Consider the following 11547-nt stretch of genomic DNA (forward strand, 5'->3'; position numbering starts at 1 on the left):
CCGGAGATTTGGGCAATTTCGACAAGTCCGGCCGGTTGAAGATCGACGGGCGTAAAAAGGACATGTTCATCGTTGGCGGGTTCAATGCGTACCCGGCCGAGATCGAGGGCTTCATGCTGGAGCACCCGGCGGTCGCTCAGGTGGCCGTGATCGGCGTACCGGACGAGCGGCTCGGTCAGGTAGGGAAGGCCTTTGTGGTACCGATGCAACATGGCAAAGGCACCGTGTCCGAAGAGGATTTGATGGCGTGGTGCCGTGAGCGGATGGCCGGATTCAAGGCGCCTCGGTACGTCGAATTCCTCGACGGGTTGCCGCTGAACGCCACTGGGAAGGTGATGAAGGACCAACTCCGGTGACCTCAGTGGACCCGCATTCGCATTCGCTGGTGATCGCGTCGGACTACCGTGTGCCCGATCCGGAGCAAGTGTGGCCGTTGCTCAAACGGCGGAGATCGGCGCTCGCCGGTATCGGCGCACACCACGTGCTGCTGTACACCTCGACGCATGACTACGGTCGTGTCCTGGTCACGATCGGCGTGCGCAGCCGAGAGCCGATTGTGGAACTCCTGCGATCACGGGTGTTCTTCGATTGGTTCGACGCGGTCGGCGTCGACGACATCCCGGCCGTGTTCGCCGGCGAGATCGTCGAACGGTTCGGGTCCATCGACCCGTCGGCGCGCTCGGCGCCCGGCGTCGTGGTCGCGGCGATCTCGGCGGTCGACGACGTACCCTCGCTGACTCATGAGATCCGTGGCGCACTACCGAGATTCGAGATGGCGGGCATCCGGGAAACCCGGCTGTTCCAGGCGTTCGATGACAGCCATGAAGTGATGATCCTGCAGGAGCTTGACGACGAGGCCCGCGCCCGGCGCTGGATCGACCATCCCGACGCCGCGGCCCCGTGGATAGACGGAGCCGGGGTGGGCGCGTATCCGCCGGTATTCGTCGGCAAGTTCTCCGACATGATGCGGATCGAGGAGTAGGCGGGCCGCTTGGTGTTCGTCTGCCTGTGTAACGGGATTACCAGCCAGGCGGTGGCCGATGCCATCGCCGACGGAGCGTCGACGACCAATCAGATCGCGGCGGTCTGCGGCGCGGGGGCCGAATGCGGGCGCTGCCGTCGCACCCTGCGGAATTTGCTCGGCACGCCGAACCCAAACCACGGCAGCACCTGAATTACCGGCGCGGGCTGCCATCCGCAGACGTGGGCGCGACCAATTCGGTCAACAGGTCGGGGATGTCGAGGCGTGGCACCACTGCTTCGATCAGCACCATCCGGTCTTGGTGACTTGCGGCGGCCACGAACGCGTCGTCGAGTTCGCCGTAGTTTTCGGCTCGGAATATCAGGTGGTTGGTCACCCCGAGCGCGGTGGGAATGTCGGCCCAACTCCAACGGACAATGTCGTTGTAGGGCGCGGTTTCTCCGTGGATCATCCGCTCGATGGTGTAGCCGTCGTTGTTCACCACCACGACGACCGGCGACAGGCCCTCGCGTGAAAAGGCACCCAGTTCTTGGACGGTCAGCTGCGCTGCCCCGTCGCCGATCAGCAGCACCGGTCGGCGATCCCGTTCGGCCAAGCCCGCGCCGAGGGTGGCCGGCAACGTGTATCCGATTGAGCCCCACAGGGGTTGGCCGATAAAGGTCACTCCGTGTGGAAGTCGGTGGGTGGCCATGCCGTAGAACGAGGTGCCCTGATCGGCGAGCACGATATTGCCGGGGGTCAGGGCGTCGCAGAACCTGTCCCACAACACCTTTTGGTTCAACGGCTCATCGCGACCGGGCTTGTCGGCCGGTGCATCGTCAGACGTGCGCACCACCGGAGGCGACGCGACGCCGCGCCCGGTGAGAATCGAGGTGAGTGCGTCCAGCGCCGCGCCCATCTCCAGCGGCGCGAATACGTCGTTGCCGACCGTGCTCTGCTGTACCCCGACATCGATGGTCCGCACCGGGTCGATCCGCTGGCTGAAAAAGCCGCTGACCATGTCGGTGAACACCACCCCCGCTGTGACGAGGACGGGCGCCTCTTCGATTGCCCGGCGGACTGGTTCGGCGCTGGCGGCGCCGGCGTAGATACCCAGGAATTCCGGCGCGCTCTCGTCGACCAGGCTCTTGCCCCACATCAGCGTGGCGTGCGGCACGACGTCGGCGGCCAGCAGCGCCTCGAGCTTCTCGACGGCATTCAACCGGTGAACCAGCAGATCGGCCAGCACGGTCAGCTGTTGGTCCGCGATGAGTTTTGTTGCGGCATCGACGAATAACGCAAGGGCCCGCGGACTGGTGCCGCCGGTGTAGTGTGGCAGCGGCGCGGTCGGCGGCTCGGTCTCGAAGCGCGCCACGTCGGTCGGCAACAACAGATATCCGGGCCGCCGTTGCTCACGCACCTCGCAGAGCACCCGATCGATCTCCCTGGTCGCCGTCGCCGGCATGAGATTGGCTTGCGCACAGGTGATTTCCCGGCTCACCCGCAGAAAGTGCTCAAAGTCGCCGTCGCCCAACGAATGATGCAACGCCCGGCGCGTGCCCTGCGCGTCTTTCGATGGGCCGCCGACGATGTGCACTACCGGCACATGCTCGGCGTAGCTGCCCGCTACCGCGTTGGCCGCCGAAAGCTCACCGACACCGAATGTGGTTACCACAGCCGACATTCCGCGTAGTCGACCGTAGCCGTCCGCGGCATATCCGGCGTTGAGCTCGTTGGCGTTGCCGACCCACCGCAGGCGCGGATGGGCGACGATGTGATCGAGGAACTCCAGGTTGTAGTCGCCGGGCACGCCGAACACTTCGGTGACGCCGAGTTCCGCGAGGCGGTCCAGCAGATAGTCACCGACGGTGTAGGGCAGGCCCGAAGCATCCGGGGCAGCAGCAGTCACGACGTCGACGCTACGCGTCTGCGGTCGAAACCGCCCTCCGCGTGGCGCGGCCTCGCTATCGTCCGGTCATGGCAATCAACGAAACCCGCGAAATCGTCATCGAGGCAGCTCCGGAGGAGATCCTCGACGTCATCGGCGATCTTGACTCGCTCACCGAATGGTCAGAGCCGCATCAAAGCGTGGAAATCCTCGACCGAGACAAAAACGGCCGGCCCGTCAAGGTGAAAATGAAGGTGAAGGCGGCCGGGATCACCGACGAACAGGTGGTTGCCTACACGTGGGGCGACAACGTGGTCAGTTGGACGTTGATCAGCTCCGGTCAGCAGCGATCCCAGGATGCTTCGTACACGTTGACGCCCGACGGCGACAAGACGAAGGTCACCTTCAAGATCAGCGTGGATCCCGTCGTTCCGCTGCCCGGCTTCGTGCTGAAGCGCGCCGTCAAGGGAACGATCGACAACGGCACCAAAGGCTTACGCGACCGGGTGCTGAAAGTGAAAAAGGGAAACCGATAGTCAACGGGAAAGGTGCTCGACGAGAACCACTTGCAACTCGCCGACAAAAAAGCCGAGCACGGCGCCGACCATGACCATCAGCATCTCGTCGTCCTTGAAAACCGGCCGGAGGATCGCTTCGTATTGGTCGGGCGTCAGCTTGTTCATCTTCTCGACGATGAGGTTCTCGATATCAAGGGTCTTGGCGGTGTAGTCCTTGGCCTCTTGCATGGTGTCCGGTAGCCGCTCGACGACCATGCGCACGACGGCGTCTTTCGCCTCGCGGTAGCGCTGGGTGCCGATCGCGAGGGTGATCACCGGCCGGGCGACCCCGGTTTGCGCGTCGAACGCGGCGGAGACTTCTTTTTCGACGGCCGCGAAGAGCCGTTCGGAGGTGGGACCGTTCAGGATCGCCTCGAGCAGCACGTCGGCCGAGAACAGGTCGTTGGCCAGCAGGCGGGCGTAATCGCGGGTGACTTGCTCGCGCTGCGCGTGCAGCACACCCTGGACGGGGATGAAGCCCAGCAGCTTTTTCGGCTCGCGGGGGATGAAGATCAGGTTCAGCGCCAGCCAGTCACTGGCGAAACCGGTGACAAAGCCGAAACCCGGCATGATCCAAGGGTTGTGCAGCAACCCCCAGCTGACCATCTGCACGAGGCCGATCGCAAAGCCGAAGTAAATGCCGCTGCGGCGGATGAATTTCATCGCCGCTCCCCCCATGCCCTGCATCAGTTCGTTGAGCTGGGCCTTGTTTTTGACCAGGGTGGTGACGGCGAGGTATTGCAGATCGACGAATCGCGGCAGGTCGGCCTTTATCGCCCGGAATATGTTGTCGACAACTTCGGGTGCGGCGGCGTGCACGCGGGACAGCACCGCGTTACGGCCCGCGGCCGGGAGCGAATCCCACAGTCCCGGGCGTAACTGTTCGGCGAGATCGCGGGCCATCTCGTCGATCGTCCGGGTGAGCGGCTCGCGCAGCTCTTCCACCGCCTGCTTCGCGTCGATCTTGTCCAGGATCTCCTCGGGCTTGAGCAGCTTGTCGGTGAGCATCTGGATGGTGAGGGCCGCGGTCTTGCCGGCGCGGCGCGGCACTACCCCCTGCCAGCCGATCGGCCCGACGCCGATGAATTCGATCGGCCGGTAGAGCATCTGCAGCGCAACCAGCTTCGTGGTGTAACCGACGAAGGCCGCGATCAATGGCATCGACAGGTAGATGAACCAGTTGAGCTTGGCATCGGCGATGATCTCGCTAAAGGACTGGCCCCAGGCGACGACCGAGGATGTCACTCCCGGTCCCGAGAGTTGTTCGTCGCTGCCCACAATTCAAGGCCAAGTCCGGACAGACGCAGGGTGTATCGCTCTACGGGAGCCGGGATCGGGCCGCGGCTGGCGTCCTTGATGGCTTGGAGCACGGCCGTGTCGGCGGCGAGGATCTCGTACTCGTCCTTCATCGAGGTGTCCTCGGGTCCGGATTCGACCAGTCCCAGCGCCAGCAGGTGGCTGACGTACATCGGCGTCAGATGGGGAAGCGCCAGGTTGGCGCTCTTACCGATCAGCGACATGTTCTCCAGGACGACCTCGCCCACCAGCCCCGCGCGGGTCCGGGCATACACGTTGAGTAGCGGGGACGCGGACCCGTCCGAGAGAGCGCTGACTATCCGTGCCTCGTCGGGCACCATTTGGTCGAGGATTTTGTGGAACAGCTCTTGGCGGCTCGACTTCGAGCTCTGCTCGATCGCGCGGTCGAGCAGGCCGCGCATCTTGGTGTCCAGGCTCTCGGGGATTTCGACCTGCGCAGGGGGTGCGGCCGGTATCTCTGCCGTCGCGGGCGGATCGCTGATTTTCATCCCGGACCGGATCAGGCCGAAGATTTGCCGTTCGCTCCAACTCGCTGCCTTGATGTAGGTGCGCACCGTTTGCTCCGCGAGGTCGACCAGCCCCCGGGGATCGAAGCGGGACGTCATGGGCTGAACATAACGAATTGGCGTGCACGATGACGGCGATTGAGACCATCTCAGCTTTGCCGAAGAACGGTCGGAGACTTTCTCCGTGCGGCAGCAGCGGTTGGTTTCGATACTAAAACATATGTGGCTGAGACAGATTCGGTAACGACTCGAAGGCGCGCCCGGTAGCGTTTCGCCGGTGACCGTTACCGGGCCCCTGGGCGGGGTACGAGTGATCGAACTGGGCGGCATCGGGCCTGGCCCGCATGCGGCGATGATGCTGGCGGACCTCGGGGCCGACGTGGTACGGGTTCGCCGTCCCGGCGGTTTGACGATGCCCGCCGAGAACCTTGACCTGCTGCACCGGGGCAAGCGGATCGTGGACCTGGACGTCAAAACCGACCCACAGCTGTTGCTGGATCTGGTCGCCAAGGCCGATGTGTTGCTGGACTGCTTCCGGCCGGGCACCTGCGAGCGACTCGGCATCGGCCCACAGGAGTGCGCGGCGGTGAATCCGCGGCTGATCTTCGCGCGGATCACCGGTTGGGGGCAGGACGGGCCGCGGGCCAGTACAGCGGGCCACGACATCAACTACCTGTCGGCGACCGGCGCCCTGTCCGCGCTGGGTTACCGCGACCGGCCACCGATGCCGCCGCTGAACCTGGTCGCCGACTTCGGCGGCGGCTCGATGTTCGTGTTGCTGGGCATCGTCGCTGCCCTCTATGAGCGGGAGCGATCGGGGACCGGCCAGGTCGTCGACGCCGCAATGGTCGACGGGGTCAGTGTGCTGGCACAGATGATGTGGACGATGAAGTCAACGGGTGCGCTGCGCGACGAGCGTGAGTCGTTTCTGCTTGACGGCGGTGCACCGTTCTATCGCTGCTATGAGACCGCCGACGGCAAATACATGGCCGTCGGTGCGATCGAGCCGCAGTTCTTCGCGGCGCTGCTCGCCGGACTGGGCTTCGCTGCTGGCGAAGTGCCCAGCCAGTTCGAAATCGGTTCGTATCCAACGATGTTCGAGGCATTCACCCAGCGGTTCGCCAGCAAGACCCGCGACCAGTGGGTGGAGATCTTCGACGGGACCGACGCGTGCGTCACGCCGGTGTTGACGTGGAGCGAAGCCGCCACCGATCCGCACCTGACCGCGCGCGCGACGGTGGTCAACGCAGGTGGTGTCGATCAGGCAGCGCCTGCGCCACGGTTCTCCCGCACACCGCCGGCGCCGGTCGGCCCGATACCGCAGGCAACCACACCGCTCGACGAAATCGGCTGGTAATAAGAGCTATTAGCGCGATGCATTGCTAGCTTGGTTATCAGTGGCCGTACAAGCATCGAGAGAGATCGTCATCGACGCACCGCCGGGGGTGATCCTGGAGGCGTTGGCCGATGTCGGGTCACTGTCGTCGTGGTCGCCGGTGCACAAGCGGATTCAGGTGCTCGACTGGTACTCCGACGGTAAGCCGCACCATGTCAAAGCCACCATCAAGATTTTCGGGCTCATCGACAACGAGATCCTGGAATACCACTGGGGCCCTAACTGGGTGGTCTGGGACGCCAGCGATACCTTTCAGCAGCGCGGGCAACACGTCGAATACAACCTGCAACCGGTCGGCGTGGACAAGACCCGGGTGCGCTTCGACATCACCGTCGAGCCGTCGGGACCGGTTCCCGCCTTCGTCGTCAGGCGGGCCAGCGAGATCGTGCTGGACGCCGCGACCAAGGGACTGCGCGATCAGGTGATGGCCGTCTTCGGCTCTGAACAACCGAAGTAGCGATCGCGCCGAGCAAAACGCTGGCCCGATACCGGTCTGTGCTGGCACGGTATTGCCTCATGCGGGTGTGGCTGAGCGGCTAGGCAGCGGCCTGCAAAGCCGTATACACGGGTTCAAATCCCGTCACTCGCTCCAAGCGATCTCGACCGGGTCAGCCCGCGATCGAGAGCAGTTCGGCAAAGGCGTGCTCCATGCACTCGGCATACCTCGCCGGGTCCGGCAGCGCGTCGCGATCCGCGGTCGCGCTGATCGCCAGCGTGCCGTTGTAACTCGCCACGACATGGATCAGGTTCATGCCACCGATGAGTGGTCCAAGACCTGCGGCGCGTAACAGTCGCGCGCCGCAGAAGTAGATCGGCTGGGTCGGACCCGGCACGTTGGTGACGGTCGTGTTGGCGACGGTCGGGCCGGAGAACGGAAGCACGCTCGCTGCTTTGGCGGTCACTCCGAGCAGTGCGGTCGGCACCGTTCCAATCAGTTCGATCAGCTGGCTCCGGGTCGACTGATCCGACTCCGACCGGCTCCCCGCGGTCGACGCGGCGATCGCGGAGAGCCGCTCGAGTGGATCGGCGATGTCTGTACCTAGCGATTGCAACCGGCCGAACAGCATGTTCCCGCCGCCCGCCCCGGCGTTCGCGTCGCGCAGCGAGATCGGGCATGCCGCAACAAGCGACTCATCGGGAAGTTCCCCGTGCCCATCCAGATAGTGGCGAAGGGCGCCGCCGACATAGGCGAGCGCCACATCGTTCACCGTCGAGCCGGGCACGTGCGCCTTGATCCGCTTGAAATCGTCGAGGTCGTGGAACCGGGCTTCGAAAACCCGGTGCGCTGAGACCGTTTGGTTGAAACGCGTCTTGGGCGGAAACGACGGCGTGCCGAACTCGGCCATCCGGGACACACTGCTGACCAGTTTGGCGGGCAGACCGGCTAAGCCGCGTACGGCCTTGGGGGCGCTCGAGACCACGACCCTGCTGGCCCGCACGGGATACAGGGCCGCCTTTATTGCCATGCGTGACAGCAAGTTTGCGGTCGTCGGAAGGGGATCGGGTTGCCAAGGATCATCGGGCAAAGCGGGGCGTGGGCTGTCTGAGGCGAGGTCGTGCATTGCCGCGATCATCTGCACGCTCGCCATGCCGTCGACCGCGCAGTGATGCAATTTCAACGCCATCGCAAACGAGCCCTTCGGCACGCCCGGAACGGCATTCAGCCCCTCGATGACGGTGATCTCCCACGGCGGCCGCCGCAGGTCGATCTGCCGGGCGTGCAGCCGCGCGACCTGGATGCACAGCTGCCGCCAGTCACCAGGCTGGGGCAGCCCGATGTGACGGACGTGGTACTCGAGATCGAAGCTCGGATCGTCCACCCAGTACGGTCGGTCGAGACCGCCGGGCAGCTCGGTCAACCGCCTCCGAAAGACATCCGCGAGATGCAGCCGCGCATCGAGCTCCTCGAGAATTCCCTTGAAAGTCACCCTCCCGCCGGGGGCGGTCGACGGGTCGTAGATCAACAGCATCTGGATTTGCAACGGCGTCTCTGGCGTTTCGGCGCGCAGCATCATGTCGTCGGTCCAACTCAGCTGCCGCACAGACGCCCTTTCAACCAGACTGGTTCTCAACACTAGGCTTCTCGCCGACGCGCGGCGAACGTTTCGGCGGCCCGTAGCTGCGCAACTCGGTCCGCGAATGCGGTTGCGTTGCTAGTTTGCTAGTAGTGGCCGTACAAGCATCGCGAGAGGTTGTCATCGACGCTCCTCCGGAGGTGATCCTGGAGGCGCTGGCCGATGTCTGCTCGGTGCCATCGTGGTCCTCGGTGCACAAGCGGGCCCAAGTCATCGATTGCTATCCAGACGGCCGCCCCCATCATGTGAAGGTCACCGTCCGGGTCTCGGGCATCGTGGACACCGAGGTGCTCGAATATCACTGGGGTCCGGACTGGGTAGTGTGGGATGCCCACAAGACTTTGCAGCAACACGCGCAGCACGTGGAGTACACGATGCAGCGTGAAACCGAGGACACGACACGGGTCCGATTCGAGATCACCCTCGAGCCCTCGGCGCCGATACCCGAGTTCCTGGTCAATCGTGCACGCAAAAAGGTCCTCTACGCCGCGACCGAAGGACTGCGACGAAAAGTCATGGCTGTTCTTGCCTCGAACCAGTCGGTGTAGCCGGTCCGTCCCGCAGCCGCCCGAGTCGCCGGATCGCTTCGTCGAGTGTGTCGTCGCGCTTACAGAAAGTGAAGCGCACCAGATGATTCCAGGCGGCCCAATCCTGGGTGGCCGGGTCGCAGAATGCGGTCATCGGGATCGCGGCGACGCCGACCTGTTCGGGTAGTGCAGCGCAGAACGCGGTGCTGTCGTCGTATCCCAGCGGCCGTGGGTCGGCGCACAAGAAGTAGGTTCCTGCGCTGTCATGTACTTCGAAGCCGATCTCGGTCAGCCCGCGAGCCAGCCGATCACGTCTGTCCTGCAACGAGTTTCGCAAGGCCGCCACCCAGGCGTCCTCGGTGTTGAGGGCATCGGCCACCGCCGGCTGAAACGGCGCACCCCCGACGTAACTCAGATACTGCTTTGCTGCCCGCACGCCGTGAATGAGTTCCGCAGGGCCGCAAGCCCATCCGATCTTCCACCCGGTGCAGTTGAACATCTTCGCCGCGCTCGAGATCGTGATGGTGCGCTCGGCCATCCCGTCCAGACCCGCTAACGGAATGTGTCGATGGCCGTCGAACACCAGGTGCTCATAGACCTCGTCGGTGATGACCAGTAGATCGGCTGACACCGCGATGTCCGCGATTGCCGCGAGCTCGGTCTGGCCGAGCACGGTGCCGGTCGGATTGTGCGGGGAGTTGAGCATCAGCGCCCGGGTGCGGGGGCTCACCGCGCGCCGCAGCGCGTCGATGTCGAGCGCAAACCCACTGCCGTCCGGTACCAGCGGCGCGATGACCCGCTGGGCGCCGGCCATGGCCACCACCGGGGAATAGGAGTCGTAGAACGGCTGGATCAAGATGACCTCGCTGCCGGGCTCCACCAGACCGAGCACTGCCGACGCGATCGCCTCGGTGGCCCCGACGGTCACCAGCACCTCGGTCGCCGGGTCGTAGTCGACGCCGTACTTCCGCTTCCGCTGAGCCGCCACCGCTTCGCGCAGCGCGGGAATCCCGATTCCGGGCGGGTACTGGTTGATGCCCTCGGCGATGGCGTCCTGGGCGGCCTTCAACATCGCCGGCGGACCGTCCTCGTCGGGAAAACCCTGACCGAGGTTCACCGCGCCGACCCGTGTGGCCAGCGCCGACATCTCGGCGAACACCGTGGTCGCATAGGGCTGCAGTCGCGACACCGTCATGGCTGTCGAGCCTAGGTCACCGCTGCTAGAGCGCTCCCAACCAACAGGTTGATCGGCCGCCCTGTTAGGGTGGCTGACAGAGGACTAGCGTCGCCAACGACGGATCGAAAAACCCACATTGTTGAAGAGGAATCAGTCATGTCCGAAGAAGCCTTCATCTACGAGGCCATCCGCACGCCGCGCGGCAAGCAACGCCACGGCTCACTGAACGAGGTCAAGCCGCTGAACCTGGTCGTCGGCCTGGTTGAAGAGCTGCGCCGGCGGTTCCCCGACCTGGACGAGACCCTGATCAGCGACATGATCCTCGGCGTGGTGTCGCCGGTCGGCGACCAGGGCGCCGACATCGCCCGGACCGCGGTGCTGGCCGCCGGGCTGCCCGAGACCACTGGTGGCGTGCAGCTCAACCGGTTCTGCGCCTCCGGCCTGGAGGCCGTCAACACCGCCGCGCAGAAGGTCCGCTCCGGCTGGGACGACCTGGTGCTGGCCGGTGGTGTGGAGTCGATGAGCCGGGTCCCGATGGGCTCCGACGGCGGCGCCTGGGCGACCGACCCCGAGACCAACTACCAGCTCGGCTTCGTGCCCCAGGGCGTCGGCGCCGACCTGATCGCGACCATCGAGGGCTTCTCCCGCGAGGACGTGGACGCCTACGCGCTGCGAAGTCAGCAGAAGGCCGCCGATGCGTGGTCGGGCGGCTACTTCGCGAAGTCGGTTGTGCCGGTTCTGGACCAGAACGGCCTGACCATCCTCGACCACGACGAGCACATGCGGCCCGACTCCACGCTGGAAGGCCTGGGCAAGCTGAAGGCCGCGTTCGACGGAATCGGCGAGATGGGCGGCTTCGACGACGTCGCCCTGACCAAGTACCACGCTGTCGAGAAGATCAACCACGTTCACACCGGCGGTAACAGCTCCGGCATCGTCGACGGCGCCGCGCTGGTGCTCGTCGGCTCCGAGGCAGCCGGCAAGTCGCAGGGTCTGACCCCGCGGGCGCGCATCGTGGCCACCGCCACCAGCGGCTCGGACCCGGTCATCATGCTCACCGGCCCGACCCCGGCCACTCAGAAGGTGCTGTACCGCGCCGGCCTGACGGTCGACGACATCGACCTGTTCGAGCTCAATGAGGCC

13 protein-coding genes and 1 tRNA gene are annotated in these 11547 nt (G+C 64.9%); 9 read left to right on the top strand and 5 right to left on the bottom strand.

Translation table 11 applies throughout. The features are described 5' to 3' along the window. From WAO18_RS06455 to WAO18_RS06465, 3 genes are all read left to right on the top strand, one after another. On the top strand, positions 1 to 356 hold a 356-nt coding region (locus WAO18_RS06455; protein WP_422204841.1), incomplete at its 5' end, for an AMP-binding enzyme. A gap of 5 nt (positions 357 to 361) precedes the next feature. Next, positions 362 to 982: a fatty-acid--CoA ligase gene (locus tag WAO18_RS06460; protein WP_422204862.1), complete on the top strand. Its 621-nt coding sequence runs from the start codon at positions 362 to 364 to the stop codon at positions 980 to 982. 12 nt (positions 983 to 994) lie between these two features. After that, a complete protein-coding gene (locus tag WAO18_RS06465) occupies positions 995 to 1174 on the top strand; it encodes a (2Fe-2S)-binding protein (protein ID WP_422204864.1) in 180 nt (59 codons plus the stop codon). A 1-nt stretch (position 1175) separates the two neighbouring features. Here WAO18_RS06465 and WAO18_RS06470 read toward each other — a convergent pair whose 3' ends face one another. After that, a complete protein-coding gene (locus tag WAO18_RS06470) occupies positions 1176 to 2870 on the bottom strand; it encodes an alpha-keto acid decarboxylase family protein (RefSeq protein ID WP_422204843.1) in 1695 nt (564 codons plus the stop codon). Positions 2871 to 2938: 68 nt separating this feature from the next. On the opposite strand from WAO18_RS06470, the gene WAO18_RS06475 reads away from it, so the two are divergent. Continuing rightward, positions 2939 to 3385 carry an SRPBCC family protein gene (locus WAO18_RS06475; RefSeq protein WP_422204844.1) on the top strand — a complete coding sequence of 149 codons (447 nt, stop codon included), beginning with the start codon at positions 2939 to 2941 and terminating at the stop codon, positions 3383 to 3385. Here the strand turns inward: WAO18_RS06475 and WAO18_RS06480 are convergent, their stop codons facing one another. After that, positions 3386 to 4684, bottom strand: coding sequence for a DUF445 domain-containing protein (locus WAO18_RS06480; protein ID WP_422204846.1), 1299 nt, complete (start codon positions 4682 to 4684; stop codon positions 3386 to 3388). It abuts the gene before it with no gap. Next, the gene (locus WAO18_RS06485; protein WP_422204848.1) at positions 4648 to 5328 is read right to left on the bottom strand and encodes an Abi-alpha family protein; all 681 of its coding nucleotides are present in this window, start codon (positions 5326 to 5328) and stop codon (positions 4648 to 4650) included. The genes WAO18_RS06480 and WAO18_RS06485 overlap by 37 nt, the downstream gene beginning before the upstream one ends. A 178-nt stretch (positions 5329 to 5506) precedes the next feature. Between WAO18_RS06485 and WAO18_RS06490 the strand changes: the two genes are divergently transcribed. The 3 genes from WAO18_RS06490 (at position 5507) to WAO18_RS06500 (ending at position 7217) form a co-directional block, all read left to right on the top strand. Further along, positions 5507 to 6586, top strand: a complete 1080-nt coding sequence (locus WAO18_RS06490; RefSeq protein ID WP_422204850.1) for a CaiB/BaiF CoA transferase family protein — start codon at positions 5507 to 5509, stop codon at positions 6584 to 6586. A 40-nt stretch (positions 6587 to 6626) separates the two neighbouring features. Then, positions 6627 to 7082, top strand: a complete 456-nt coding sequence (locus tag WAO18_RS06495; protein ID WP_422204852.1) for an SRPBCC family protein — start codon at positions 6627 to 6629, stop codon at positions 7080 to 7082. Positions 7083 to 7143: 61 nt separating this feature from the next. Next, positions 7144 to 7217: transfer RNA gene (locus WAO18_RS06500), tRNA-Cys, on the top strand. A gap of 16 nt (positions 7218 to 7233) precedes the next feature. On the opposite strand, the gene WAO18_RS06505 is transcribed toward WAO18_RS06500, so the two are convergent. Further along, positions 7234 to 8667 carry a WS/DGAT/MGAT family O-acyltransferase gene (locus WAO18_RS06505; protein WP_422204854.1) on the bottom strand — a complete coding sequence of 478 codons (1434 nt, stop codon included), beginning with the start codon at positions 8665 to 8667 and terminating at the stop codon, positions 7234 to 7236. A 125-nt stretch (positions 8668 to 8792) separates the two neighbouring features. On the opposite strand from WAO18_RS06505, the gene WAO18_RS06510 reads away from it, so the two are divergent. Next, positions 8793 to 9248 (top strand): SRPBCC family protein, encoded by a 456-nt coding sequence (locus tag WAO18_RS06510; protein ID WP_422204856.1) that lies wholly within the window; start codon positions 8793 to 8795, stop codon positions 9246 to 9248. On the opposite strand, the gene WAO18_RS06515 is transcribed toward WAO18_RS06510, so the two are convergent. Beyond that, on the bottom strand, positions 9214 to 10422 hold the full coding sequence (locus WAO18_RS06515) for a pyridoxal phosphate-dependent aminotransferase (RefSeq protein WP_422204858.1): 1209 nt from the start codon (positions 10420 to 10422) through the stop codon (positions 9214 to 9216). The two genes, WAO18_RS06510 and WAO18_RS06515, sit on opposite strands and share 35 nt — an antisense overlap. 138 nt (positions 10423 to 10560) lie before the next feature. On the opposite strand from WAO18_RS06515, the gene WAO18_RS06520 reads away from it, so the two are divergent. Next, positions 10561 to 11547: acetyl-CoA C-acetyltransferase (locus WAO18_RS06520; protein ID WP_422204860.1), on the top strand; the 987-nt coding region annotated here is incomplete at its 3' end.

Origin of the sequence: Mycobacterium sp., from assembly GCF_049278535.1 — a bacterium.
In the GTDB taxonomy this organism is placed as follows: Bacteria; Actinomycetota; Actinomycetes; order Mycobacteriales; family Mycobacteriaceae; genus Mycobacterium.

Coding starts and splice junctions, on each gene's coding strand:
- WAO18_RS06475 (WP_422204844.1), top strand. CDS start 2,939: ATGGCAATCAACGAAACCCGCGAAATCGTCATCGAGGCAGCTCCGGAG.
- WAO18_RS06485 (WP_422204848.1), bottom strand. CDS start 5,328: ATGACGTCCCGCTTCGATCCCCGGGGGCTGGTCGACCTCGCGGAGCAA.
- WAO18_RS06515 (WP_422204858.1), bottom strand. CDS start 10,422: ATGACGGTGTCGCGACTGCAGCCCTATGCGACCACGGTGTTCGCCGAG.